The sequence below is a fragment of the Aeromonas sp. sif2433 genome (assembly GCF_019218705.1).
GTDB lineage: Bacteria > Pseudomonadota > Gammaproteobacteria > Enterobacterales > Aeromonadaceae > Aeromonas > Aeromonas encheleia.
Genome location: NZ_JAHUXD010000002.1, coordinates 389,477 through 415,537, shown reverse-complemented (window position 1 = coordinate 415,537; position 26,061 = coordinate 389,477). Strand labels below are relative to the sequence as shown.

The window sequence follows — 26,061 nt, the reverse complement described above, 5'->3', positions numbered from 1 at the left end:
GTCCACTTCCGCCATTTGACATGGCGACGAGATCCATCGAGAGTGGGCATCTGTGCTCAAGGAAATTAAGGAAGCCTTCATGATCAGAATGATGCGAGACACGGATGCCCCCCTGCTGGCACAGCTGTTCCTCAAGGGGCGGCGCCAGGCCTTTCACTGGGTCGAGCCCTCCCTGTTCCTGCTGAGTGACTTTGCCGAGCAGACCCGGGGTGAGCAGATCTGGGTGGCCGAACAAGGGGGGGGCCCCTGCGGCTTCATCTCCATCTGGGGCGAAGAGAGCTTCGTGCATCACCTCTACGTGGTGGCCGACTGGCACGGGCAGGGCCTGGGGCGCGCCTTGCTGGCGCAGGGGTTGGCCGGGCATGCCAAGCCGGCATCCCTCAAGGTGGCCAGCCGCAACACCACGGCGCTGGCGTTTTATCACCGCCTCGGCTGGCAGAATACGGACGAGACGGGCGACTGCGACATCACCGGGCCCTGGCGCCGGCTGGTGTTGTCAGCCGACGATTAGTCGCCGTAGCGTCTGCCACGGGTTCGCAGAAAAAAGGCCACTTCGCATGAAGTGGCCTTTTTCATTTATTTACCTTCGATCTGACGGCTTCCATTACCTGGACTCAAGGCTGGCGGCGCTAGGTGGCATCGTGCCAACCATCACCGGTAGTGAGGTGAACGCACCCGCGCCCACCTCGCCCCGGGGTCTCCCGCCTTACTGCTTCTGCAAGTCACTGGGTTTCCACGCCTTGTCGAAGAAGGCCTTGGTCGGGCCGTACAGCCGCAGGATCACGAAGAAGCCTTTGCCGGGCAGGGTGCGGATCCAGTTCTTGCCCTCACCCGGCGAGTCCGGGCCGAAATACACATCGGTCGAGCCGTCGGCATTGACCAGTGGCTTGTCCATGGCATTCAGGGAGGGGAATGGCTGGCCGTTGTCCAGGCCCGAGGCCGTGATCGAGTCATACGCGGTCACCGACCAGAACAGCGCCGCCGGAATGCCCTTGGGCAGATTGACGCTGTAGCTGTTGCTGCCCGAGAGGAACTCGCCCTTGTCATCGACGAAGGTGGCCGGGTACTTGGTCCCGACATTCTCCATGTTCGCCGCCATGCCGGGACTGGCCGAGTAGGCATTGGTGAAGAAGCCGGTGCGCGGATCTATGTAGTTGAAGGTGTCGGCGGTGAAGGTGGCGTTGCCGGGGAACACGTTCAGCCACTTGCGATCCGGGTACCAGGTGCCATTGGTCTCGATGGTTTGCGGGGTGTAGGAAATGGCGTGGCCGATCTTGCTGGCGGTTTTCGCCGCCTTGTCCAGCAGGTCGCGGGTGGCCGTATCCGGTTGGAACGGCTTGCCCTTGACGATGCCGAGCGCGGCGAGCATGCCGCGCATCTCCATGTCCTGCGGGTCGACGTATTCGTGGTCGATGAAGCGCGACAGCATGTCGAACGCGCGGCCATCGGTGGGGTAGAGCATGTTGACCGGGACGTTAGAGGCGTTCGGGAACACCATCGCCTTGGCCGTGGCGGCCTTGCCGAGGGGGTAGATGCGAGTCTGCTCCATGACCTTGACCGGCCCCTCGAGCTGCTTCGGATCCTTGAAGAAGCCGCGCCAGAACACAAACACGCCGTAGGTGCGGGAACGGTACGTCAGGTAGCCTGAGGGCACCTCGCCCTCGTAGTCTGGCGGCAGCACCAGATACTGGGCGCCCTTGCCTCCGTCCGGCCCGGGCAAGCCGACATCGCCGCACCATTGGCGGCCGTCAATCATGCCTTCCGAGCAGATCGGGCGCTGGAAGAAGTCATCGAGGATGCCCTGCAATCCAGGCGGCACCTCGATCACCATGGGGCCCTCCTTCTTCAGATCCAGATAGCCCATGGCATAGATCACGTCGGAGTTCGGGGTGGTCACCAGCGTCTTGGCGTTGAGCCTGTCCTTCCAGATAGGCAGCACGTTGTAGCCGGCGCCGAACGCGTTCTCCGAGCCTTCCTTCATGGCGTACATGTTCAGTGCCGGCAGGGCCCAGATGTAAGACTGCACGGCGCGCTGGAACAGCAATTCGTGCTTGAGCTGAGCCACGCCTTCCTGGGTGGGATAACCCCCGGCGAACAGCAGGTTGGCCAACTGTTCATAGCGGGTGGCGGCCTGGGCGGCGACGCTGGCCGAGATGCCAAGGGCCAGCGCGGTGAGTGTCTTCCCTACGGTGTTCATGGTTGAGGTCCTTTTCATCAGTTGGCTTTCACCACGGGGGGCGGGGTCCATTGATCGTCGAGCGCCTCGGCCTGAGGCCAGTAGGCGCGAATGTAGAGCGAGAAGTCGGCGCCCTTGGGGGCAGGCAACCAGTTGCTCTCCTTGCCCTTGCCCGGCGACGTGCTCTGCACATAGATCGTCAGCGAGCCGTCGGCATTGGTCTGCAGAGACTTGTTCTTGGTGCCGATGGAGTAGCGCTTGAGATCATTGGGCGCGAAGAAATGCTGTGCGTTGTAGAGCGTCAGCGACCAGAAGCCTTGCACCGGGGGCAGCTTGCCCTTCGCGAAGGTCACGCTGTAACCGTGCTGGCCATTGAGACGGGTGCCCGCCTTGTCCAGATCCTGGTAGAAGTACTTGGTCTCTTTCTGCTGGTTGACGAAGATGTTCGAACGCGCCACTGCGGTACGGCTGAAATAATCGGTGCCGAACGCCGCGCCGTTGCTGATGGTGCTCCAGTGATGGGGTAGCTGCAGGCCATAGTTGCGGAACTGCAGCAGGGGGTCTATCACCTCGCTGTCGGCTCTCTTCGCCTCATCGGTCATCGCCGCCTTGAGCCTGGGGTCGGCCTTGGCGATGGCTGCCAGGGCGGCCATCTGTGCGTAACGGGCCTCCTCCCCGGGCAAGGGCTTGGCGTCCTTGAGCAGGGCCGGCAGCTCGTCGAAGAACTTCTCCGGCATCACCCACTTGGTTTCGCCGTTGCCTGCGGCGGCCTGGGCCGGGAATTTCGGCAGCTTGGCCCAGTCACGGCTCTTGACCTTGCCGTCGTACTTGGACAGCGGGTACATGTCGATGCCGGCCAGCGCCGGTTGTATGGCCTTGCGATCGGCGTCGGAGTCGTCCTGGAACACCCGGGGGATCACGAAACCTGTGTTGGTGCGCGCGCGGAACACCTTGGTGATGCCGGCCGGCACCTTGCCTTGCCAGTCCGGGCCCACCAGCAGGTAGAAGCCCGGTTTGGTGTCATACATCTTGCCGAGTTCGGCGAAGCTGTCGGAGCGCAGGTCCACCACCTGATACACCCAGAAGCGGCTGCCGAAATCCGGCACTTGCAGCACCACAGGCTCTAGGTCCAGGGCGATGCTGCCGGCGCCGTACACCACATCCTGGTTCGGGCAGGCCACCAGCCGTTCGGCCGGATCTATGTAGTCACTGAGCAGGGATAGCTGATTGATCGGGGCCACTGGGACTATACCGCCCATCAAGCCAGGCTCGGGCAGGTCTTTGAAGGCCTGGCGCCGATTGAAGATATTGGCCATTGGCCAGCCCCAGAAGTACGCCTCGCGGGCCATCATCCGCACGTAGGCCTCGGTCACCTTGGTATCAGCCACGGGCCCGGTCACAGGCCCGGCGGTGGCGGCTTCGGCGGCGTAGCCAGGCGTGGCCCACAAGGCCGTGGTCGTGAGCGTGGTCAGGAGGGTTAGCGCGAAGAGGGACTGGCGATGGGGCAATCGATTCATAAAGCATCCTTTCTTGATGGTGGTCACCGATGCAGGTTGGCTACCCTGTTGCCACGGACGGCTGTAATAAAATTGTTAACATCTGAGCCTGACTTGCAACTCTACGACGCATTCCTGGGTTGTGAAAGCATTCAATGTAATCAAACAGGTCTGTATCAGCCTCATCGAGTGTACGCCCTGTACAGCGAGCCGTACGCTCTCGCTTGAGTATCCACAAAGCCTTGGCTGGCCGCGTGGTGTCGTGGCATGACAGTGGAGGCTATCACAGCGAGTTGGCCGCTGAGCGGTAAGCGAGATGATGGGATAGGGGGCAGTGAGCTTATGCGGCTGGCATAAGGTGCGCGGTGGGAGGAGAGAGTGAAGATGATGAAGGGCGGGCGTTCCAGAATGGCGGTTTCAGCGTGGTCTGTTCCAAGGTGAGCCTCTCGACAGGTTGTTGGGCCCGGACCTGAAAAAACGGCCCACCAAAGGGCGGGCCGAATGCACACTGCGGAGTGGAACCGGTTGTGTCTATCAGGCGGACTGGGTCGCCAGTTCGGCGGCGCGCAGTTCGCGTTTGATGCGGCGGATCTTGCGCTCCTCGGCCACAGCCACGCAGGCCATCAGCACCAGGCAGGCGGCGGCGGCCATGTCCAGCGCCGCGAAGGTGCCGCTCCAGCCGGTCAGGCCGAAGATGGGGGTGCCATCGGCGATCATGCCCAGACCCAGCTTGGCGAAGCTGTCACCGATGAGATAGGCGAAGGTGCCCTTGACGCCATCGGCCACGCTGATGCCCTGTTTCGGTACGAAGCCCACGGCGGCGACGCCGATCAGCAGCTGCGGACCGAACACCAGGAAGCCCAGGGTGAACAGGGAGCCCAGGAACATGAACTGGGTGGTGGCGTGCTGATAGAGACCCAGGGTGGCGATGATCAGCGCCAGTGCCACGCAGGCCACCAGGCCGCGGCGACCGTTGGCCAGATCGGAGAGATAACCCCACATCAGGGTACCGACCAGGGCGCCCACTTCGAAGAAGGTGAAGCCCTGGATGGCGACTTCCTTGGAGAAGCCGAGCTCCTGGTGGGCGTAGACGGTGGACCACTGGTCGATGCCGATGCGCACCACGTACAGGAAGATGTTGGCGAAGCAGAGCAGCCAGATCACCTTGTTCATCAGCACGTACTTCACGAAGATCTGACCCTTGGTCAGCTTCTGCTCCTCGGTGGCGATATCTTCTTCGCTGGCGACCTCGTCAAACAGCTCTTCTACCTTGCCCAGACCATAGGCCTCCGGCGAATCGCTGCCGAAACGCAGGCCCACGAAGCCGACGACCAGCGCGATGAGGGACGGGAAGATGAACATGCCGAGCACGTTGCCATCGAACAGGTAGTTGGCACCGAACAGCGCCACCCCGGCCGCACCGGCCCCGCCCACGTTGTGGGAGAGGTTCCACATGCCGAGGTAGGTGCCGCGCTTGTTGCGGGGGGTCCACTTGGTGATGGTGGAGTAGCTGCAGGAGCCGCCACAGCTCTGGAAGAAGCCGCTCAGCGCATAGAAGAAGATCATGAAGTAGAGGCTGAAACCGGTGCCGCCCATGCTGGCGCTGAAGCCGAGCATGCAGAGGGCGGAGAGGATCAGCATCAGCGGCAGGAACTGCTTGGTGTTCTTGCCGTCGGCGTAGTAGGAGACGACCGTCTTGCCCACCCCGTAGGTGATGGAGAAGCCGAGGCCTATCATGCCGAGCTCGGTCATGGAGAGACCGTACTCCTGGATCATGTCATTCTGCGCAATGTTGAAGTTCTTGCGGATCAGATACATGGTCAGATAGCCAATGAATACAACCAGATAGGATTGCATAAAGGGCTTGAACCAGAGTTTGCGCCGGGCTGCGACCGGCAAGTCCAGGGTCGGGACCCGTACCTGCTTGAGAAAATCCAACATATTCATCCTCTGCGAGATAGTCGGTGTTTCCGCCGCGCCCCTCATTTGTGTATTGAAATAATTCAATCTGTTATGGGAGGTCACGCCACGGAAAGGACAACAGGGAAGGCGCGGACTGTGCGCTTCGCCGCCCTGTCGATTGAACCCATGCCAGGCCCTGCGCCAGCGCGAGGGTCGGGTTACTACATCAGGTGAGCCGACTGTAATGAGGCGCGGCGCCGATGGCGTGAGAGCCATCCCTAGTGGGCTTAAGAAAATTTCCTAGTTTGGCGGCGGTTGACCATGAAGTGTGAAGGGGATCACGCCATCGCCGCTCTGGTGGTGACGGTTTTGGCGGTCGGGAGCATGTAAGGTCGGAGGTTCAGGGGGGCGGGGAGGCAATGAAAGAGGCCACCTTGCGGTGGCCTCTTGGTTTTCTCGGGGCGTCACTGAGGGCGTGACGCCTGACTCAGGCGGCCTTGGCCAGCTGCGCTTCGTCTGTCTTCTTCACCCGCAGTTTCTTGAGGGCGACGGCGGTGACGCCGGTGACGATGGCGCCGCAGATCATGCAGAGCAGGGCCAGCAGCGGCTTGTTGACGGCGCCGAGCAGGGCGACGATGGGGCCACCGTGGGCCACGCTGTTGGTGATGCCAAACAGGAAGGCCATCACGGCGGCTGTCATGCTGCCCAGTATGTTGGCCGGAATGACGGCGAGCGGGTCACGGGCGGCGAACGGGATGGCGCCTTCGGAGATCCCCACCAGGCCCATGGCACCGGCGGCCTTGCCCGCCTCGATTTCGGAGGCATCGAAGATCCCCAGCTTGCGACCGAGCACTGTGGCCAGCGACATGCCGAGCGGTGCGGCCGGGATGGCACAGGCCATGGCGCCCATGAACTGGGTCTGGCCGGAGGCAATCATGCCGACCGAGAACAGGAAGGCCACCTTGTTGACCGGGCCACCCATGTCAAAGCCCGCCATGCCGCCGAGCACTATGCCCAGCAGCACCAGGCTGCCACCGCTCATGGAGAGCAGCATGGCGTTCAGACCCGTCATCATGTCGGCGATGGGGGCACCGATGATGAAGATGAAGACGGCGGCGATAAACAGGGAACCGACGATGGGGGCGATCAGGATCGGCACCAGCGGCTGCACCATCTTGTGGTAGTGACGGGTGGCGATCCAGCGCACCAGATAACCGACCAGCAGGCCCGCGATGATGGCACCGATGAAGCCGGTACCGGCGTCGGCGCCGTAGAAGCTGCCGTTGTTGGCGATCCAGCCACCGATGAAGCCCGGCGCCAGGGCGGGGCGATCACCGATGGCGTAGGCGATATAACCGGCCAGGATGGGGATCATCAGGGTGAAGGCGGCCACGCCGACGTTGAGGATCTGGTTCCACATGCTGCCTGCCGGGATCTGCATGCCGCTTGGGGTCGGGTCGCCACCGATGGCGAGCGCCAGGGCGATCAGCAAACCACCCGTGACGACAAACGGGATCATGTGGGAGACGCCGTTCATCAGGTAGCGATAGAGATCCGAGCTGCCGCCCGCACTCTGCTCTTCCCCTTTCTTGTCCTCCTTGTCGGCCACATAGGCGGGGGCCTTCAGGGCCTGTTCGATCAGCCCCTTGCCATCCTTGATGGGAGCCTTGACCCCGGTCTTGATCAGCGGCTTGCCGTTGAAGCGGGCCATGTCCACCTGCTTGTCACAGGCCACCACGATGGCGCTGGCGCGGGCTATCTCGGCCGCGGTCGGGCTGTTCTTGACGCCGATGGAGCCATTGGTCTCCACCTTCACCTCGTACCCCAGCTCCTTGGCGGCGCGCTCCAGTGACTCGGCGGCCAGATAGGTGTGGGCTATGCCGGCCGGGCAGCCGGTGACGCCGATGATGAAGCCCTTGTCGGCGACTGGGGCGGCTTGCTCCTCCTTGCGCTCAAGCAGCAGGGCCAGCGCCTCGGCGGAGGTCTTGGCGGCCAGCAACTTGGCGATGAAACCCTCTTCGATCAGCTTGGCGGAGAGCTCGGCCAGCACCTCGATATGGTGGTTGGCGCCGCCGGCCGGGGAGGCAATCATGAAGAACAGTCGGGACGGCTTGCCATCCTCGGCGCCGTAATCGATACCGGCACGGCTGATGCCGATGGCCACCGCCGGGGTGCTCACCGCCGCACTCTTGGCGTGGGGCAGGGCAACGCCCTCCTCGAAGCCGGTGTTGTCCAGCTCTTCCCGGGCCCACAGGTCCTTGATGAACTGCTGCTCATCGCTGACCTTGCCCTGGGCGACCAGCAGGCGGGCCATCTCGCTGAAGACCTCTTCCTTGCGCGTCGCTTTTAAATCGAGATTGATCAGATGTTCGTTGATCAGTGTGGTGATCATGGCGCTCTCCCGCTCCTTGATGAAGCCTGTTGGCATGCCGACGCCCGTTGACGGGTCGGGGCATGCGGACAAAATTGACACTCATATTATGGCGGCACGGCGTCAACCGCCCTATCGGACAAATATGCGAATCACTGGATTTTTGTGCGCATAAAAACGCGATGTGATGGAGATCTCGTTTTTAGGCGAGGATCGCCATTTTCAGATTTCTTCATTTTTTTTGTTTAAAAACAAATAACTGAGTCAGTATGTGGCTCGCTACAAGATTTGTTATGCGCCATATCAATAAGTTGATCGCCATCAAGGTCTGGATTTACATGTGGTCTAATGGTGCGGCCTGATGTGACCTTTCTCACAAATATCTCCTGTTTTGCCGGGATAGTTAGGATTTTTATGCGGCTGATGGTCGGGGGACGGGTCTGCACTGGCAAGGCAAATGATGGGAGGAGAAGAGGGGGCAAGTGCACAGGCAAAAAAGAGATAAAGACACAGGGCGAAATGAACGGAGTGAAGTGCGCCGCGGGGTGCGGTGGCAAGGAGACAGGAAGCGGTCAGGCACCTCTTGTATGTGCAAATCTGGAGGTTCCCTGCAGTAGATCGTGCTGGCGCGAGATGATCGTTGCACCTGTTAGTTTAAAATGCTGAGCATGTCAGTAATTGTGAATTTTAATGTGGTGGCCTTGGTTGTAAACCCACCTGGATCACAGATATACACCTCAGCAGGCGGTAGTATGTCTCGACTGGCACTAACAATAAACGAGAAAAATAATATGCACTTCACTCTCAAACTGAGCGCGGTGGCGGTACTGCTTGCGCTATCCGGATGTCAAAGCAGTAACGACAGCACCCCTGGCGATGTCAACCTGCGGCTCATCGAGACCTCTGACGTCCACTCCAACCTGCTGAGCTTCGACTACTACCAGAACAAGCGCGATGATTCACTGGGGCTTGCCCGCACGGCCTTGCTGATCAAGCAAGCCCGAGATGAGAACGGCAACAACCTGCTGATCGACAACGGGGACCTGATCCAGGGCACCCCTCTGTCGGATTACGTCTTTGCCCAATACAAAGAGGACTCCGACTATCTGAACAAGTCGGCAGGTCACCCCGCCATCAAGGTGCTTAACGAGCTGAAATATGACGTGGGCAACCTCGGCAACCACGAGTTCAACTACGGCCTCGAGTATTTGGCGAAAACTCTCTCCGGGGCCAATTATCAGGTCGTGAACGCCAACGTCTTCGATGGCAACACGCTCAAGCGCGGCAGTGACGGCAAGATCGACTGGAATGCCATGCCTCACCACTTCAAGCCCTATGTGCTGCTGGATCGTCAGGTAAAAGATGCCAACGGCAAGACGCAGACCATCAAGGTGGGCGTGCTGGGGATGAACCCGCCCCAGATCCTCCAGTGGGACAAGCACAACCTTGAAGGTAAGGTCGTTGTGGCTGATATGGTCGAGACCGCCGAGCACTACATTCCCGAGATGCGCGCCAAGGGGGCCGATCTGGTGGTCATTGCTGCGCACTCCGGTATTACCGGCACACCGCAAGAGCCGCTGATGGAGAACGCCGCCATCTATCTTGCCCAGGTGAAGGGGCTGGATGCCCTGCTGCTGGGCCATGCCCACAAGGCCTTCCCTGGCGAGTATCCCGATATCGAGAAAGTGGATAACAAAACGGGCAAAATTGCCGGCGTTCCGGCCGTCATGCCCGGGGTGACCGGCAACCACCTTGGCATCATCGATCTCAAGCTGACCTATCAGGATGGGCGCTGGCAGGTGGCGGATAGTCACTCCGAACTGCGCAAGGTCAAAGCGTTGCCGAGCGGCGACGAGGATCAGGGTGTCGTGAACCTAATCCAGACCGTTCACGATGAGACCATTGAGTGGCTGAGCCTGCCTATCGGCAAGCTGAACTCACCCATCCAGAGCTTCTTCTCCGTCGCGCAGGATGACGCCTCCATTCAGATCGTGAGCGATGCCCAGCAGTGGCACGTCGAGCAGATGAAAGCGGAGTGCCTGACGCAGAACGGACTTAATTGCGGCCTCAAGGAGGACCTGCCTGTGTTGTCGGCGGCGGCGCCCTTCCGTGGCGGGCGTAACGGTCCCAACGACTACACCTGGGTGCAGGCGGGCGACATCTCCGGGCGAAATGTCGCGGATCTCTATGTCTTCCCCAATACCTTGCAGGTGGTGAAAGTCGATGGCGCCACCGTGAAAGAGTGGCTGGAGAAGAGTGCCGTCCAGTATCGTCAGATCGACCCGACATCCGATCAGGCGCAGTGGCTGGTGGTTGACGATTTCCGCCCCTACAACCTCGATGCGATCAAAGGGGTGAGCTACGAGGTGGATGTTACCCAGCCTGCTCGCTACAACCAGGATGGCAAGAAGGTCAGCGACAGCCAGCGCATTAGCCAGCTCACCTACAAAGGCCAACCGATCGATCCCAAGCAGAACTTCTACGTGGTCACCAACAACTACCGCGCCAGCGGTGGTGGCAGCTTCCCAGGCATCAATGGTCAGGCACTGGTGCACGAAGATCCGATGGAGACACGTGAAGTGCTCTCTGCCTATGTGAAGCAGCTGACCAATGACAAGCCGGACGGATTCGAGGTCAAAGCCGATAACAACTGGCATCTCAAGCCGTTGCCCGCCAAGACCAAGGTCTACTTCTACTCCTCGCCAAATCCCGAGGTCGAGAAGCTGGCAGGCCCTACGCTCAAGCACGTCCAGGACGTGGTGGCCAACGATCCTAAATTTATCAATCACGCAGTCTACCAGCTGCTAGGTCAGTAATGCCGGGCGGCCTTTGGGCCGCCTTTTCTTTCTCCTGCCCTGTGGCGCCACTGCCCGCTCCGGGTCTGTTCCCGTTATCCCTTGCTGTCGCAGATGTCATTTGATGCGCGCGATGAACTCAGCAGGGCAGTAGGCTCTATTCGCGCAGCGTAATCTCACTTTCACGAAGACAAGTTCAAGACCCTTCACCTTTTTATCAGGCAAGGCAACCGCCCCAGAGTTCCAGCCACCCAGCCTGCAGCTTTTTACCTGAGAATGATCCGATAGGGCATGGCTGTTCTGACTCGAGTTACCGCAGAGGCGCCAGCCACTTTGTGACATGGCGCTTGGAAAGCAGCTCAATACTCGAGAAATTTCTCGCCGCAGCGCTCGCAGATCAGATGCCGCACATGGGTAGTCTGATAGGCGAGGGACGAGCCGAATGCCCAGTTGGTGAGGGTGCTGGTGCGAAAGGCTTGCCAGAAGGCCTTGCGCGGGTCTTTGGGCATGATGTCCTGACTGTGGTCGCGGGCGACCAGCACCACTATATGGCTGGTGCGCTCCCCGCACTTGTCGCAGCGATGGATTTCGCTCTGCTCCTGCTGTTCACTCTGTTTTTGCTGTTCACGCTGGGTTGTCACAATGCGCTGGCTCCTGTTCTGGATGGCGCGCTCATCATATTCCTCTCCACTTGGCTCTCCTACTCCCCATACGGAGTTCTGCAATCGGGAGCGGGCTCACTTTTTATCTGCCGGGTTATCTGCCGGGGGAAGGGGCGGCAAGTTTCCCTGGTTGAAGCCGGCATCATCTGTCGGGGCAAGAAGCGTCACTGGCTAAAGCCTGCCGCGTCACGCCGCGCCAGCGCCCGCTCCACGTAGAGATAGCCGATGCCCATCACCTGCTGGGCGCGGTTGAGCTCGCCGAAGCGCAGCTGGGTCGCATTGACGGCGTCGCTGCAGTCGAAGGGGTTGGCGCCGGTCTGGCTGATGATGGTCTGCAGCCAGGGCTCGCCGAAGTCGCAGCTGCGGCCATACAGGTAGATGCGGTTGATGTTGAGGATATTGAGGAAGTTGTAGAGGCTCAGGCCAATGGCGCGGGCCCCTTCGTCCACCAGGGCGCGGATCATGGCATCCCCCTGATGGTAGAGCGCGAGCAACTGGGCCGTGTCGAGCTCCCCGCCCGCCGGCGCCGGGTTGTCGGCGCTGGCTTGCTGTTTGAGAAAGACCCTCGCCCGCTTCTTGATGGCAAACAGCGAGGCGACCGTCTCCAGGCAGCCGTAGCGGCCGCAGGCGCAGGCGCTGCCGTCCGGATTGATGATGGTGTGGCCTATCTGGCCGCTGCCAAACAGGGCGCCTCTGTAGATCTGGCCGTTGATGATGAAGGCGGAGCCGATGCCGTAGTCGACGTTGATGACGCAAAAATCCCCGCCGCCTTCCCGGCCCTGCCACTTCTGGGCCAGCGCCAGCATGATGCAGTCGTTGTCCACCATCACCTCGCAGCCGAGGCGCTCCTCCAGCAGGTACTTGAGCTCGACCGGCGCGTGCCAGGGGGCCTGCGGCATGGTCTGGGAGACCCCAGTGGCCGGGTTGACCTGGCCGTGCACCGCCAGCGCCAGCCGGATCACCAGCCCCTTGTGGCGGCGCTTGTGCTGGTAGTAGTGCGCCTCGATCAGGCGCAGCAGCTCATCCGGGGTCTGCGGCGCTATCTTCTGGCCGCTGAACTCATCCAGCGGGGTGATCAGGTTGTCCACCAGTATGCTCTCCAGGCTGGTAGGGCTGATGTTGAGGCAGAGGATGGCCCCCTTGCCGCTGGCGATGCGGTAGCTGCCGCCGTTGATGCCACGCAGGGAGAGGTTCTGCTCGCTGTGGCTGATGGCGCCATCGGCCACCAGCTCGTCGAGGATCTTGCTGACCGCCGGGATGGAGAGCTCGCAGTGGCGAGCCAGGGTGGACTTGCTCGCCTCCTTGAGCTGGTAGAGCAGCGCCAGCAACACCTGTTTGTTGTGGTGGCGGACTTTCTGGTTGTTCAGGCCGACGATCATCTGTTCACTAAACTCCGCTTACTGTATTGCGTGATCTTTAAGCAAAAATCGCTGTAATGACCATTCTAAACTGGCCTCATCCAAACGTTTACTAATAAATGTTGAATGAGGCGAGATTGATGAGAGCTGATGTAAGAGTCTGGGTCGAAGCCGTCACCCTGCCGACCTACGAGGTCGGTGCCGAAGATCCCAACCCCATGTTTCTCGAGAAGAGGGTCTATCAGGGCTCCTCGGGGGCCGTCTATCCCTATGGGGTGATCGACACCCTCACCGGTCAGAAGCAGATGAAGTCCTATCAGGCGGTCTGGCTGGAGAACGACTTCATCAAGGTGATGCTGCTGCCGGAGCTCGGGGGTCGCATCCACCGCGCCTACGACAAGGTGATGCAGCGCGACTTTGTCTACTACAACGAGGTGATCAAGCCGGCGCTGGTGGGGCTGGTGGGGCCCTGGATCTCCGGCGGCATCGAGTTCAACTGGCCCCAGCACCACAGGCCCACCACCTTCATGCCGGTGGATGTCAGCATCCAGGAGCGGGAGGGCGGCGCCAAGACCGTCTGGCTCGGCGAGGTGGAGGCGATGCGCGGCCTGCAGGTGATGGCCGGCTTCACGCTCTACCCGGACAAGGCGCTGATCGAGATCACCGGCAAGGTGTTCAACGGCAACGACACCCCGCGCCACTTCCTCTGGTGGTCCAACCCCGCCGTCAAGGGCGGGGACGATCACCAGAGCGTCTTCCCGCCGGATGTCACCGCCGTCTATGACCACGGCAAGCGCGACGTGAGCGCCTTCCCCATCGCCCGCGGTACCTACTACAAGGTGGATTACTCCGCCGGGGTCGACATCTCCCGTTACCGCAACATCCCGGTACCCACCTCCTACATGGCGGACAAGTCCGACTACGACTTCGTCGGCGCCTATTGCCATGGCGAGCGGGGCGGCCTGCTGCACGTGGCGGATCACCACGTCTCCCCCGGCAAGAAGCAGTGGAGCTGGGGCAACTGCGACTTTGGCCTGGCCTGGGATCGCAACCTGACCGACGACAACGGCCCCTATATCGAGTTGATGACCGGGGTCTATACCGACAACCAGCCCGACTTCACCTGGCTGGATGCGGGGGAGGAGAAGGTGTTCGTCCAGAACTTCCTGCCCTACAACACCCTGGGCACCCTGCAAAACGCCAACACCCGCGCCGCTATCAAGCTGGAGCGCACCGATGACGGCCTGCTGTGCGGCGTCTATGCGGTGGCGCCGCTGTGCGGGGCGCGCTTCGAGGTGAGTGACGAGGGCGGTGTGCTGCTCAGTCAGTCCCTCGATCTGCAACCGGGTCAGGCCTGGCTTGAGCCGTTCGCCCTCACCGGCGAGGGGCGCCTGCAAGTGCGCCTGCTGGATGAGCAGGGCCAACCGGTGCTGAGTTATTTAGAGCATCTACCGGCCGGCGAGGCCTTGCCGGATCCGGCCTCGGCGCCCTTGGCCGCGGCAGATCTCGACTCGGTCGATGAGCTCTACTTCATCGGCCAGCACCTGGAGCAGTACCTGCACGCCAGCCGCTCCCCCTTTGACTACTACCTGCGGGCGCTGGCGCTGGACGGGGGCGACTATCGCTGCAACCTGGCGCTGGCGACGCTGGAATACAACCGCGCCAACTATGAGCAGGCGCTGGCGTATGCCAACCAGGCGCTGACCCGGGCCCACCGCCTCAACAAGAACCCCCAGTGCGGCAAGGCCAGCCTGCTGCGCGCCCATATCGAGGAGCGCCAAGGCCTGCTGGACGCCGCCTTCGACGACTTCCACAAGGCGACCTGGAGCGGCAACGGCCGGGATGCCGGCTTCCTCGGCCTGGCCCGCATCGCCATGGTGCGCCGCGATCCGGTGCAGGCGCTGCAATTTGTCGAGCGCAGCCTGGCGGTCAACGGTACCCACTACGGCGCCATCGCCCTCAAGGGGCTGGCGCTGCTGGAGTGCGGCGAGCGGGAGGCGGCCCTCGCCTACATAGACGAGCAGCGAGTCCGTTACCCGCTCCACTATCAGCTGGCCTTCCTGCGCTGGCAGGGGAGCGAGCAGGGGGTGGATCTCGAGGCGCTGCGGGCCCTGTGCAACGGCCGTGGAGTGAACCTCTGCTTCCTGGCGAGCAACCTGCTGGAGCTGGGTCGTCCCGAGCTGGCGATGGCGCTGCTGGTGGCACTGCCGGTGGAGGAGAGCCTGCCACTGCTGTTCCAGGCCAGCCTGCTGCCGGCAGGGGAGCAACAAGAGGGGCTGCTGCAACGGGCCGAGCGGGCCTTTGCCAGCAAGGTGCGCTTCCCCAACACCCTGGGGGAGGTGGCGATGCTCGAGCGGCTGCCCCACAGCGGCTTCGCCCGTTACCTGCTCGGCTGCTTCCACTACAGCAAGCGCCGCTATGAGCCGGCCATCGCCCTGTGGCAAGGGGTGTGCGAGCAGACCCCGGAGTTTGCCCCGGCCTGGCGCAACCTCGGCATTTATCACTTCAACAAGAGCGGCGATCTGGCGGCGGCCGAGCAGTGCCTGAGTCGCGCCTTCGCGCTCAAGCCGGACGATGCCCGCCTGCTGTTCGAGCTGGATCAGCTGCACAAGCGCATGGCCATGGTACCCGCCGAGCGGCTGGCGCTGCTGGAGGCACACCGGGAGGTGGCCCTCAAGCGCGACGATCTGACCGCCGAGCTGCTCAGCCTCCAGCACATCGAGGGTCGACTGGAGGCGGCGGCCGAGATCTTGCGGCTGCGCCAGTTCCACCCCTGGGAAGGGGGCGAGGGCAGGGTCACCGGCCAGTACCTCATCAACCAGCAGCGCCGGGCACTGGCACTGATGGCGCAAGGGCAGCATGAGCAGGCCATACCGCTGCTGCAGCAGGCGCTGCACTATCCCCTCAACCTGGGGGAGGGGCGCCTGGTGGGGCAGAGCGACAACGACATCCACTACCTGCTGGCGCTCTGCCACCTCGCCTGCGACCAGCAGAGTCTGGCCGAGCAATGTCTGCGGCAGGCCTGCCTCGGTCAGGGTGAGCTGGGGGCCAGCCGTTACTACAACGATCAGCCGGTGGATTACCTCTTCTATCGGGGCATGGCGCTGGCCCGCCTCGGTCACAAGCAGGAGGCGCAGCGTCTGTTCGAGGGCATGGTGGCCTGGGCCGGGCAGGCCATGGACGAGCGGGTCGGGGCGGATTTCTTCGCCGTCTCCCTGCCCGATCTCATCGTGCTCGACGACGATCCCCAGCACAAACACCGCCAGCACTGCCTGCTGGTGCTGGCCCTCGGCCAGCTGGGGCTGGGGGAGCAAGCGCGCGGCGAGCAGAGCCTGCGCGAGCTGCTCGCCCTGAACCCGGCCCATGACAAGGGGCACCTGTTCAGCCTGCTCTGCCGCCAATCTCAGCTCCACTCATAACAAAAACCGGCGCTCCGCCACGGTGCGGAGCGCCCCAGTACCCTACAATCACAAGATAGCGAGAGTGAGTCATGAAAAGTTCGCGAAATCAAATGGATACGGGTGGGCTCAATATGGGCTACATCTGGATGATCTGCCTGGTGGCCGCCTGCGGTGGCCTGCTGTTCGGCTATGACTGGGTGGTGATAGGCGGGGCCAAGCCCTTCTATGAGGCCTATTTCGCCATCACGGATCCGGCCCAGTCCGGCTGGGCCATGAGCTCGGCGCTGGTGGGCTGCGTGCTGGGGGCCGCCATCTCCGGCTGGTCGTCCGATCGCTTTGGCCGCAAGAAGCCGCTGATCCTGGCGGCCGTCCTGTTCACCATCTCGGCCTGGGGCACGGCCGCGGCCGGCAACTTCGATCTGTTCGTGGTCTATCGCATCATAGGTGGCATCGGGATAGGTCTCGCTTCGGCGCTCTCCCCCATGTACATCGCCGAGATAAGCCCGGCCGACAGGCGCGGCAAGTTCGTGGCCATCAACCAGCTCACCATCGTCATCGGGGTGCTGGCCGCCCAGCTGGTGAACCTGATGATCGCCGATCCGGTGGCCAGCAGCGCGACCCAGGCCGACATTCTGGCGACCTGGAATGGTCAGTCCGGCTGGCGCTGGATGTTCGGCGCCGAGCTGGTGCCCGCCCTGGCGTTTCTGGTGCTGATGTTCTTCGTGCCGGAATCCCCCCGCTGGCTGGCCAAGGATGGGCAGTATGAGAAGGCGTCCCGCATGCTGAGCAAGATAGGCGGTGATGTCTATGCCAAACAGACCCTGGCCGAGATCCGCCAGACCCTGGTGGGGGAGACCCACAAGGTGTCCCTGGCGGAGCTCGGCAAACCCTCGGTGCGCCCCATCCTCATCATCGGCATAGTGCTGGCGGTGTTCCAGCAGTGGTGCGGCATCAACGTCATCTTCAACTACGCGCAGGAGATCTTCGCCTCCGCCGGCTTTGACATCGACAGCACCCTCAAGTCCATCGTCGCCACCGGCCTCATCAACCTGTTGTTTACCCTGATAGCGCTGCCCATGGTGGACAAGATCGGCCGCCGCAAGCTGATGCTGATCGGCTCGGCCGGTCTCACCATTATTTACGGTATGATGGCGGCGGCCTACGCTAGCGGCGTGTTGGGCCTGCCGGTGCTGTTGCTGGTGCTGGCGGCCATCGCCATCTATGCCCTGACCCTGGCGCCGGTCACCTGGGTGCTGCTCTCGGAGATCTTCCCGAACCGGGTGCGGGGTCTGGCCATGTCGGCGGGCACCCTGGCGCTCTGGATCGCCTGCTTCGTGCTGACCTATACCTTCCCGCTGCTCAATGCCGGACTGGGGGCCGCGGGTAGCTTCCTGCTCTATGGCCTCATCAGCTTCGCCGGCCTCATCTTCATCTACCGCAAGGTGCCCGAGACCAAGGGCGTGACCCTGGAGGCGCTGGAAGCCCAGCTGGCCCAGGGCAAGGTGGAGCTGACCCAGACCAAGGCGAGCACCTCTGCATGAGGGTGCACAGCCTGAGCAACCCGCATCTTCGGATGCGGGTTTCAACCCAGGGGGCCTGCCTGCTGGGGCTGGAGGATGACAAAGGGCGCCCGCTGCTGCGGGACACCGACCCCGAGGCTCCCTGGCAGCCGGGGCAGAGCGCCCTGTTTCCCATGTTGCCGCTGGCCAACCGGGTGGCGGGCAATGGCTTCGAGCTGTGGGGGGAGGCGCAGCCCCTGCCCGAGAGCGACGCCGATCCCGACTTCTTCCTGCACGGGGAGGGGTGGCTGCGGCCATGGCAGACGGTGGCGCAGACCGGCAGCTCGGTGACGCTGCAGCTCACCGGCCATAACGGCCCCTTTCACTATCTGGCGGAGATCGACTATCGCCTGCAGGGGCCGAGCCTGGTGGCGCGCATCGGCTTGACCCATCTGGGGGAGGCGCCCTGCCTCTATGGTGCGGGCTTTCACCCCTTCTTCTGGCGCGATGAGCAGACCCGGCTGCGCTTTCTGGCCAGCGGGGTCTGGCAGGAGGGAGCGGATCACCTGCCGACCCACTGGAGCAGCGCATTGGCGCCCAACCTCGACTTTCGCCAGTGGCGGCGGCCGCAAGGGTGGCTCAACCACTGTTATGGCGGCTGGCGCGGGCAGGCCGAGATCGAGCATCCGGGCCGCTATCAACGCTTGCAGATCTCCAGCGATGGCGGCTTCCTGATGCTCTATCAGCCCGACGAGGGCAGTGGCTTCGTCTGCCTTGAGCCCCAGAGTCACGCCGCCAACGCCCATCACATGGCCGGTCATCCCGGTCTGCGGCTGCTGGCGCGCGGCGATCGCATGAGCCTCGGCATGACCATCAGCCTGCTGGCGACGCCATGAGTCGGCGCTTCGTCCCATCCCCATTTCGAGGCCCGCAAGGGCCTCAACCTTTGGGGCCGACGCGAGGGCCTGGGTGGGTGCAGGGCAGGCCGTCAGCGGGCTGCCGCGCCAGGCGCAACCTTTTGTTGACGCTTTCTTAACGCAGCCTGTATCTGCCGTGGCTTTCGGTGGACGACGACAGGCCCCGTTGCTCTACTCCGCGCCAGGTAAAAACAGCCGCGGCGACAGGCGGCCCCGGCTCACCCTGAGTGGTCCGGGCAAGGGAGTGAGAGAGGAAGGAGTGGCAATGAAGTTGGCTAAGTGCTTGATGATAGGATTGGCGGCCCTGGCGCTGCTGGGTTGTGGTGATGACGATGAGGGAGGCTCCACGGGGGATGGTCATCCCCTCTCTTCGTTGCAGATAAGCCCGGGGGAGGCCAGGGTCCCCGTCGGTTTCGAGCAGCAGTTCCAGGCGCAGGCGACTTGGGAGGATGGCTCGGTGCAGGACGTGACCCAGCACCCCGACGTCGTCTGGAGCAGCAGCGATGCCGCCGTGGTGACAGTGGATGAGCATGGCCTCGCCAAGGGGATCAGCCCGGGCACGGCGGTCATCACCACGACTGCCACGGTGAACAGTGAACCCTACAGCGCCACCGCCAGGGTGGAGGTCATCGACACCTATGTGACCGGGCTGCAGCTGACCCCGGCCAGCGCCACTGTGCCGGTGGGCTTGAGCCAGGCCTTCGTGGCCACCGCCAGCTTTTCAGACGGCCAGTCGCGGGATGTGACCAACGCCTCGGCTCTGAGCTGGTACAGCAGTGACGACAGTCTGGCGCTGGTCAGCAACGAGGAGGGCAGCAAGGGGCTGGCCACCGGGTTGGCGGTCGGAACCCTGACCCTGGAGGCCGTCGCAATGGTCAATGGCGAGCCGCTCCAGGCCTCCGCCCCGCTGGAAGTGACGGATGCGGTGATCACCGGGCTGGATATCCATGCCCCGCAAGATCCGCTGCCGGTGGGGATGAGTGCGCAACTGAGCGCCTTCGCCAGCCTGTCGGATGGCAGTGCCCCCATCGATGTGACCGAGCATGAGGCCCTGAGCTGGAGCAGCAGCGATCCGGCGGTGGCGAGCATCAGCGACAGCGGGCTGGTCACTGGACTGGCGCAGGGCGGCAGCACCATCAGGGTGAGCGGCACCATCAACGGGGTACCCCTCGATGCGACCGAACAGCTCAGGGTAAGCTCGGCCTTCGTCACCCGGCTCGAGCTGCAACCGACGGACGGGACAGTCCCGGTGGGGCTGCAGCTTGCCTTCACTGCAGTGGCGCATCTGTCCGACGGGACATCGTTCGACGTCACCGACAACCCCCTCGTCCAGTGGCACAGCAGCCAACCCGAGATCGCGACCGTCAGCAACCTCGAGGGCAGCAAGGGGCTGGTGACGGGGCAAACGGCGGGCGTTGCCACCATCACGGCGAGCGGTACTGTCGAGGGCATGCCATTCAGTGCCTCTGCCCCGGTGACAGTGTCATCCGCCGTGGTGACCAGTCTGGCGGTCACGCCGCCAGCGGCGTCCTTGTCCATCGGGAACCGGCTGCAGTTCCAGGCCATGGCGACCCTCTCCGATGGCAGCAGCCGGGATGTGACGGGCGATGCCACCACCATCTGGTACTCCGATGCCCCCACCATCGCGACTATCGGCAACGTGGATGGCAGCCGGGGAGAGGCCCACGGCCTGAGCGAGGGGCTGGCGCTCATCACCGCCAGCCTGGCCGGCGTCACCAGTACGGCGGCGCAGCTCACTGTGATGCCGATAGCACCCGTGGCACCCATCGTCATAGAACCGCGGTATAACCAGATCGCCTCGTTGCAGCTGAGCCAGGCGGAGTTCGCATTCTGGAATGCGACCTCCATCAACTCGCCCGAGGGACAGAGCGCCCTGAGGGAGCTGAGCGGGCGGGTCTACGAGCAGTTCCGGGACGAGTTTGACTTCATCACTGTGGTGATGAACAACGAGGAGGTTCCCACGACCCCTGTAGATATGCCCACCGGCGAGTACGCCCACGTCAGGAACGATGTGGCGGGCATCGGCCTTGGCATGTTTGATAGCTCGGCGGAGTTTCACTCGGATGGCAAGTTGCAGGGCATCTGGTTTTTGTACGCGAAAAGGTACCTGTCGACCTCGACCTACGGCCCCATACTGCACGAGATGGCCCACCGCTGGGCGAACTGGGTGGTGCCGCCGGCCACCGGCCACTGGGCGCCCTGGCTGGGCATCGTCGGGCAGCTGAACAACGTGAGCGCCAATTTCGCCGACATCGAGCTCTACCTGATGGGGTTGATGGAGTCGTCCGAGATGACGGATCCCGCCAGCCTGGCCGCCTACGAGCTGATCCCGGCCGACCAGAAGCCCAGGGTGCCTGACGCCGCGAGCGCGCAGAAGGAGTTTCGTACTCTGCTGCTGATCCTGTCGGATCGGCCGCTTACCGCCACCGAGATCCAGAACTACAACAACGGCGCCACCCTGCTGGCCCGCACCGACAACCCCTCCCAGCAGGGCACCAACTTCCACAAGATGACGGGAGGCAGGGGCACCCTGGTGGTGAGCGGGCTCGATACCCTGGTCAAGCCGACCCCTTAATCCGGCGGAGTATCAGTCGCGCTCATCTGATCGAGCCGCGAACAGACGGGCGACACGGCCGATGCCGACCGCCCGTGAGGGACAAGCATCCGGAGCCAGTTACTGGCCCCGGATTTTTTTATGGCGATGGCAAAGGGCGCCGGGGCTAACGGTGAGTGGGCCACCTCAGGGGCGGCTTGCTTCATCTTGGGAGGGCTGTTCGGGCCGGTAGCGGGTCTGCTCAATCTGATCGAAGCGCAGGATCAGGGTGTCGCCCCCCTTGAGGCGATAGGCACAATGGCTGCCGTTGCAGGCGATGCGGATATGGGGTTCATTCCCCAGCAGGGGTGACAGGCTATGGGCCTCGGTCACTGGCCAGGTGCCTGTTTCAACTTTTTCGATCTGGCTGCGGGCCAGCGCTTTCCCCATGGGTCTGATATGTTCGGACGCCCAAATGACCAGCAAGGGGAGAAGGATAAAAATGGTGAATTTCAAGTAGGCGCTTTTTAGCCAAATCAAACAGTTGAAGGTAAAGGGGGCGGGATACTGATGGGCAATTTTTACTCCTCTCAGCACGATGGGAAGCAGCACGAAGAAGCGAACCAGCCACCAGGAGAGCGTCAGTCGCCACCTCGCCTTGAAAAACAGAAGCGAGAGCACGATAAACAATCCCCCTACTGTCAAAACAAGGGGGAGCACGTATGGCAGACACAGCTTGATAAGTAGATAAAACCCGAGAAGAAGCGTGGTGTCTGCGGGCAGCGAGAACTCGGTACTCTCAAGCCCAAACTGGCCAAGATAGCCATGGTGGTAGCGCATTCCCACGAAGTACACGGTAGCCGTCAGCAATGGGAGCGCGGCGCACAGAATGCCGACGAAACGTAGCATTCCCCCTTGCTCTTCCTCTTCGTTTTTCGCGGCTCGCAGCTCTCGCAGATGTTTTTTAAGCCAGCGCCTGCGCAGGGTGGTCAGATCAGCGTCCATCTCATCCTTCCTTTCTATGCCTGAGTGATCAATGTTGCGGTTCAAGGCCCTGGTCAGGCGCCGTCCAGCGCGTCGCCCCCATGGCGAGCAGGCCAAACAGTAAGAACAGATCCATGCAGGGGCTCCGGATAGGGAAAGGATGGCGTCAGTATGTTAGCGAGCCGGCAAGGGGGGCTGCCATCCCCACTTGGGTCAATCGCCGATATGACCGCATGACAGATGGGGCTCTGCTGCTGCCCGGTCGTATCGGTGGCGCCTGAAGAGAGCAAGCTTGGTCTTGTCATAGGGGGTGACACGCTGACATACAAGAAGGGGCCCTGAGGCCCCTTCGCTTTTCTTCATCTGCAGTCAGTGCCAGTCTCGTCAGGCTACCTTGCTGCTGCCTGCCAGGGTGCGGGCCAGCAACCCTTCCGGATTGTGGATGGCCTCCTTGGTCTTCACATCGATGATCTCGATGTCCTTGAATCGCTCCCGGTTCTTGATAGCCACGTCGTGGGCCAGGATGACGTAGCGGGCGTTGGCCACGTCTTTGGCGGTGATGCGGTTGATGATGCCGTTGGCGCCCTGGGTCTCTACTTTCAGCTTGATCCCCTGTTTGGCGGCCGCCTTTTGCAGGCTCTTGGCGGCGAGGAAGGTGTGGGCCACGCCGGACGGGCAGGCGGTGATGGCGAGCACGTCCGCCTCACCCTCAGCCTCGATGGCCTGGTAGTCGCTGTCGGGCTGGCTCACTTCTTCATCCTCGGTCACCGGCTTTTTCAGCAGGTTGACGATGAGGGCCGTGGTCAGGGCGCCGAGCACTGTGCCCAGGATGTAGCCCATCTTGCCTTCCACCACCGGCAGCACTATCCAGCCGCCCCAGGGGGCGTGGTTGATGCTGTGCATCATGAAGCCGGTGATGTTGCCGACGATGCCGCCCGCGACGATTGCCGGGATAACGCGCACCGGGTCGGCGGCGGCAAAGGGAATGGCCCCCTCGCTGATGCCGATCATGCCCATGATGGCGGCCGCCTTGCCCGCTTCACGCTCCTCTTTCTTGTAACGACGGGGCGAGAGCAGGGTGGCCAGCGCCATGCCGAGTGGCGGCACGCAGATGGCGATGCCGACGCCGCCCATCAGCCAGGGTTGGGTGTTGACCTGGGTCTGGGCGAACAGGGTGGCGACCTTGTTGACCGGGCCGCCCATGTCGAAGGCGGTCATGCCGCCCAGGATGGCGCCCAGCATCACCTTGCCGGAGCCTGCCATGCTGGAGAGCCAGTGGTTCATCCCGTCCATCATGGCGGCGATGGGGGCGCCTATCACCCACATCACTATGCCGCACACCAGGAAGGTGCCGATCAGCGGATAGATGAAGATGGAGCCGAGCGAACTCATGGAGTCCGGTAGTTTTATGCGTTTGAGCTGATTGACGATGAGGCCCGCGATGAAGCCCACCAGGATGGCGCCGAGAAAACCGGTGTGGAACTGCTGCACCGCGATCCAGGAGCCGATCATGCCGGGCGCCAGGCCCGGTTTGTCCGCCATGGAGTAGGCGATGTAGCCGCCGAGCACGGCGGTGAAGAGCGTCAGCCCCGCGATGCCCATGTCGGCCATGTCCTTGAGTACCCCGGCCTCGGGCACCGCGCCCTTGCCGCTCATCATCACCGACAGCGACAGCAAGACGCCCCCCGCGACGATGAAGGGGATCATGTGGGAGGTGCCAAACAGCAGGTGCTGCTTGAGGGTGCCGAGCTGGGCCTTGATGCTGCGATCCTGGGGCTCAGGCAGGCTGGGCTTCGCCTGGGCTTTGGCCTGTGGCCGCGGCTTGGTGTCGGGCTGGGCGCTGCTCAACAGGCTGAGCACCTCGGCCTTGCTGGTGGCCGCTTGCATCTGCGGGATGAAGCCTGGCTCCAGCAGCTTGGTGGAGAGCTCGGCCAGCACCTCGATATGGTGGTTGGCGCCGCCGGCCGGGGAGGCAATCATGAAGAACAGCTTGGAGGGCTGCCCATCTTCGGCGCCGTAGTCTATCCCCTGGCGGCTGATGCCGATGACGATGGCGGGCTGGAGTACCGCCTCGCTCTTGGCGTGGGGCAGGGCGACCCCCTGCTCGAAGCCGGTGTTGTCGAGATTTTCCCGTGCCCAGAGGTCGCGTACGAACTGGTCCTGATTGGCAATCTTGCCGCTGGCCTTGAGCCGGGCGGCCAGCTCGACAAACAGCCCCTGTTTGTCTTTGGCGACGATGTCGAGGCAGATCAGTCCTTCATCTATCAACGAGGTGAGCATATGTGTCTCCTGGCTCCTTCGTGGAGCCGTTGCGATGGGTAACAATTGACCCGTCTATTGTTTCGCCCTTGCCGGTTCATCGAAATCGGACATATGTGCCCTTTACTGGATTTTTGTGTCAGTGCGCCGGGCCTGTGACCCTGCTCGCATTTTGGTTTCGGGAGGATGGTCTGCCGACCTGCATTTAATATCATTTAAAAACATATGGTTATTGTGGTTTTTGGAATGAGGGCCAAGGGGGCAAGGGGCCATCTGCCTCGCCGGTCAGTCACAGGGGATGGAGATTTGTGTGCTATTGCCACCCCCTGAAATGTGAGCCGTCTGGCAAAAATGCGGCTGGCGGGGGCGAGGGCAGGCGACTGCCGTCGCAGTTTGAGGCGGCCAAACCGGCGGCGCGCACGGGCCGTCAGCAAGGGCGTGACGGCGAGAACCGTGGGGATAGGTGGCTGATATTGCTGCGCAATTGGAGTGGACAAAGGTGGCAGCACCCCCTGCTTTGGCTCTGTCGGCCGGTCTGCCGAGAGGGCTAGCACCCAATTTTTAGATTGGGTTATGGATAATCAATCGTTTATTTCGTTGGACAGTTGGGGGGATAGTGGTGTCACACTCTGTGAGCAGGTTGGCCAACAGTGCCGTCAGCCAGTGTGTAACCCTATTGATGTAAGGAGACATCCTGATGGAAAAACTTGACCAAGAGATCGACACCATGCGCCATGAGTTTGAGTCACAAGGGCAGAAGCAGGCCCATGACAAGTGGCAGGCCAGGGTCGATGAACTGCAGCGGGAGCGTACCGAGGTTCCCCAGCCGGAAGCGGCAGAACACTAGCCTGCCGACGGCCATCATGGCTACCGGTTGTGCAGATAATCAAAAACCACCGCCCCGAGACAGGGCGGTGGTTTTTTTTCAAGCTCATCTCGACCTTGCTCAACTCTCTCAGACCGCGGGCCGGCAACGCCGGGCGGGGTCAGGCCGGGCTCGACTGCGGTTGTCGCCACATGCGGTACATGGTGTGGCAGTTGACGAACAGGAAACTGACTTCGATCAGACTGCCCCCGATGGAGCCTATCAGTATGTTGTGGCTGGTCCAGCACAGGCCCCCCGCCAGCATGCTCAGCCGCAGCGTGATGCCCTGGGCGCGGAACAGTCCCCAGGTGCCTATGGTGGTGCCTATGATGGGCAACCACTGCACCGGGTTCGTGATCTGGGGAATGCCGAGCGCCCAGACCAGGATCAGGAAGAACAGCATCACCCAGGGGCTGCGGGTGTGCCCCGAGGCGGTGGTTCGAATGCAACTGAGACCTGCGCTGAGGGCCGCCGTGCTGGCGCCCATCAGGAAGAAGTGGAGGGCGATGGCCGCCTGATAGAGGCAAAGCCGCAGTCGAAAACGCCCGTCGTCCCGTTGCCGGAAGGCGCTGATCCCGACCAGCATGGCGGCAAGGCCGATGCCCTGCGCCAGGGGTTGTTGCTGGAACAGCGTCCAGAGCGGCATCAGCCAGCTCGGCTCGGCGCTCACAGGAGAGGGCCCTTGCAGAGCAGCCTTGGCTGGCAGTCATTGTGTTGGCTGCGGGTCGGTTTGCCGCAGGCGATCGCGACTGTGAACGCAACGGATAGGGTCAGGGGGTCATTCATGGGGGGTTTCTATCAGGGGGCCGTGGCCGGTGCGGA

At 62.5% G+C, this 26,061-nt stretch carries 16 protein-coding genes and 1 pseudogene; 7 read left to right on the top strand and 10 right to left on the bottom strand.

Annotated features, from left to right (window positions below; all coding sequences use genetic code 11):
* Nucleotides 1–79 precede the first annotated feature (79 nt).
* The gene (locus tag KW825_RS04855; protein ID WP_218328422.1) at nt 80–511 is read left to right on the top strand and encodes a GNAT family N-acetyltransferase; all 432 of its coding nucleotides are present in this window, start codon (nt 80–82) and stop codon (nt 509–511) included.
* 195 nt (nt 512–706) lie between these two features.
* Here the strand turns inward: KW825_RS04855 and KW825_RS04850 are convergent, their stop codons facing one another.
* The 5 genes and pseudogenes from KW825_RS04850 to KW825_RS04835 form a co-directional block, all read right to left on the bottom strand.
* Nucleotides 707–2,197, bottom strand: coding sequence for a DUF1254 domain-containing protein (locus tag KW825_RS04850; protein WP_218328421.1), 1,491 nt, complete (start codon nt 2,195–2,197; stop codon nt 707–709).
* Nucleotides 2,198–2,214: 17 nt separating this feature from the next.
* Nucleotides 2,215–3,693, bottom strand: a complete 1,479-nt coding sequence (locus tag KW825_RS04845) for a DUF1254 domain-containing protein (RefSeq protein ID WP_218328420.1) — start codon at nt 3,691–3,693, stop codon at nt 2,215–2,217.
* Between the two features lie 40 nt (nt 3,694–3,733).
* Nucleotides 3,734–3,904, bottom strand: a pseudogene (locus KW825_RS20520) (IS3 family transposase); the annotation flags it as partial.
* 302 nt (nt 3,905–4,206) lie between these two features.
* A complete protein-coding gene (uhpT, locus tag KW825_RS04840; RefSeq protein ID WP_218328419.1) occupies nt 4,207–5,613 on the bottom strand; it encodes a hexose-6-phosphate:phosphate antiporter in 1,407 nt (468 codons plus the stop codon).
* A 448-nt stretch (nt 5,614–6,061) separates the two neighbouring features.
* Nucleotides 6,062–7,966 carry a fructose-specific PTS transporter subunit EIIC gene (locus KW825_RS04835; protein WP_218328418.1) on the bottom strand — a complete coding sequence of 635 codons (1,905 nt, stop codon included), beginning with the start codon at nt 7,964–7,966 and terminating at the stop codon, nt 6,062–6,064.
* Nucleotides 7,967–8,736: 770 nt separating this feature from the next.
* Between KW825_RS04835 and KW825_RS04830 the strand changes: the two genes are divergently transcribed.
* Nucleotides 8,737–10,761 (top strand): bifunctional 2',3'-cyclic-nucleotide 2'-phosphodiesterase/3'-nucleotidase, encoded by a 2,025-nt coding sequence (locus tag KW825_RS04830; RefSeq protein WP_218328417.1) that lies wholly within the window; start codon nt 8,737–8,739, stop codon nt 10,759–10,761.
* A gap of 338 nt (nt 10,762–11,099) precedes the next feature.
* Here KW825_RS04830 and KW825_RS04825 read toward each other — a convergent pair whose 3' ends face one another.
* Together KW825_RS04825 and KW825_RS04820 are read right to left on the bottom strand one after the other, a co-directional pair.
* On the bottom strand, nt 11,100–11,381 hold the full coding sequence (locus tag KW825_RS04825; RefSeq protein ID WP_218328416.1) for a hypothetical protein: 282 nt from the start codon (nt 11,379–11,381) through the stop codon (nt 11,100–11,102).
* A 185-nt stretch (nt 11,382–11,566) separates the two neighbouring features.
* Entirely contained in the window at nt 11,567–12,781 is a 1,215-nt protein-coding gene (locus tag KW825_RS04820; RefSeq protein ID WP_256353767.1) for an ROK family transcriptional regulator, read from the bottom strand.
* Nucleotides 12,782–12,900: 119 nt separating this feature from the next.
* On the opposite strand from KW825_RS04820, the gene KW825_RS20655 reads away from it, so the two are divergent.
* The 4 genes from KW825_RS20655 to KW825_RS04800 all read left to right on the top strand — a co-directional run bounded on the left by KW825_RS20655 (nt 12,901) and on the right by KW825_RS04800 (nt 21,173).
* Nucleotides 12,901–16,179, top strand: a complete 3,279-nt coding sequence (locus tag KW825_RS20655) for a DUF5107 domain-containing protein (protein WP_218328415.1) — start codon at nt 12,901–12,903, stop codon at nt 16,177–16,179.
* 71 nt (nt 16,180–16,250) lie between these two features.
* Nucleotides 16,251–17,702 carry a sugar porter family MFS transporter gene (locus tag KW825_RS04810; protein ID WP_218328414.1) on the top strand — a complete coding sequence of 484 codons (1,452 nt, stop codon included), beginning with the start codon at nt 16,251–16,253 and terminating at the stop codon, nt 17,700–17,702.
* On the top strand, nt 17,699–18,556 hold the full coding sequence (locus KW825_RS04805) for an aldose 1-epimerase (RefSeq protein WP_256353766.1): 858 nt from the start codon (nt 17,699–17,701) through the stop codon (nt 18,554–18,556). The genes KW825_RS04810 and KW825_RS04805 overlap by 4 nt, the downstream gene beginning before the upstream one ends.
* A gap of 286 nt (nt 18,557–18,842) precedes the next feature.
* Nucleotides 18,843–21,173: an Ig-like domain-containing protein gene (locus KW825_RS04800; RefSeq protein ID WP_218328412.1), complete on the top strand. Its 2,331-nt coding sequence runs from the start codon at nt 18,843–18,845 to the stop codon at nt 21,171–21,173.
* A 165-nt stretch (nt 21,174–21,338) separates the two neighbouring features.
* Here KW825_RS04800 and KW825_RS04795 read toward each other — a convergent pair whose 3' ends face one another.
* Both KW825_RS04795 and KW825_RS04790 read right to left on the bottom strand, forming a co-directional pair.
* A complete protein-coding gene (locus KW825_RS04795; RefSeq protein WP_218328411.1) occupies nt 21,339–22,136 on the bottom strand; it encodes a hypothetical protein in 798 nt (265 codons plus the stop codon).
* A gap of 363 nt (nt 22,137–22,499) precedes the next feature.
* The gene (locus KW825_RS04790) at nt 22,500–24,395 is read right to left on the bottom strand and encodes a PTS fructose transporter subunit EIIC (RefSeq protein ID WP_218328410.1); all 1,896 of its coding nucleotides are present in this window, start codon (nt 24,393–24,395) and stop codon (nt 22,500–22,502) included.
* Nucleotides 24,396–25,071: 676 nt separating this feature from the next.
* On the opposite strand from KW825_RS04790, the gene KW825_RS04785 reads away from it, so the two are divergent.
* Complete coding sequence (locus KW825_RS04785) at nt 25,072–25,221, top strand: hypothetical protein (RefSeq protein ID WP_218290719.1); 150 nt, start codon at nt 25,072–25,074, stop codon at nt 25,219–25,221.
* Between the two features lie 139 nt (nt 25,222–25,360).
* Here KW825_RS04785 and KW825_RS04780 read toward each other — a convergent pair whose 3' ends face one another.
* Complete coding sequence (locus tag KW825_RS04780) at nt 25,361–25,909, bottom strand: YgjV family protein (RefSeq protein WP_371315776.1); 549 nt, start codon at nt 25,907–25,909, stop codon at nt 25,361–25,363.
* Nucleotides 25,910–26,061: the final 152 nt, after the last annotated feature.

What these genes read in the sequence shown, in the direction of transcription:
- KW825_RS04855 (WP_218328422.1), top strand. Translation starts at nt 80, where the DNA reads ATGATCAGAATGATGCGAGACACGGATGCCCCCCTGCTGGCACAGCTG.
- KW825_RS04850 (WP_218328421.1), bottom strand. Translation starts at nt 2,197, where the DNA reads ATGAACACCGTAGGGAAGACACTCACCGCGCTGGCCCTTGGCATCTCG.
- KW825_RS04845 (WP_218328420.1), bottom strand. Translation starts at nt 3,693, where the DNA reads ATGAATCGATTGCCCCATCGCCAGTCCCTCTTCGCGCTAACCCTCCTG.
- uhpT (WP_218328419.1), bottom strand. Translation starts at nt 5,613, where the DNA reads ATGTTGGATTTTCTCAAGCAGGTACGGGTCCCGACCCTGGACTTGCCG.
- KW825_RS04835 (WP_218328418.1), bottom strand. Translation starts at nt 7,966, where the DNA reads ATGATCACCACACTGATCAACGAACATCTGATCAATCTCGATTTAAAA.
- KW825_RS04830 (WP_218328417.1), top strand. Translation starts at nt 8,737, where the DNA reads ATGCACTTCACTCTCAAACTGAGCGCGGTGGCGGTACTGCTTGCGCTA.
- KW825_RS04820 (WP_256353767.1), bottom strand. Translation starts at nt 12,781, where the DNA reads ATGATCGTCGGCCTGAACAACCAGAAAGTCCGCCACCACAACAAACAG.
- KW825_RS20655 (WP_218328415.1), top strand. Translation starts at nt 12,901, where the DNA reads ATGAGAGCTGATGTAAGAGTCTGGGTCGAAGCCGTCACCCTGCCGACC.
- KW825_RS04810 (WP_218328414.1), top strand. Translation starts at nt 16,251, where the DNA reads ATGAAAAGTTCGCGAAATCAAATGGATACGGGTGGGCTCAATATGGGC.
- KW825_RS04805 (WP_256353766.1), top strand. Translation starts at nt 17,699, where the DNA reads ATGAGGGTGCACAGCCTGAGCAACCCGCATCTTCGGATGCGGGTTTCA.
- KW825_RS04800 (WP_218328412.1), top strand. Translation starts at nt 18,843, where the DNA reads ATGAAGTTGGCTAAGTGCTTGATGATAGGATTGGCGGCCCTGGCGCTG.
- KW825_RS04795 (WP_218328411.1), bottom strand. Translation starts at nt 22,136, where the DNA reads ATGGACGCTGATCTGACCACCCTGCGCAGGCGCTGGCTTAAAAAACAT.
- KW825_RS04790 (WP_218328410.1), bottom strand. Translation starts at nt 24,395, where the DNA reads ATGCTCACCTCGTTGATAGATGAAGGACTGATCTGCCTCGACATCGTC.
- KW825_RS04785 (WP_218290719.1), top strand. Translation starts at nt 25,072, where the DNA reads ATGGAAAAACTTGACCAAGAGATCGACACCATGCGCCATGAGTTTGAG.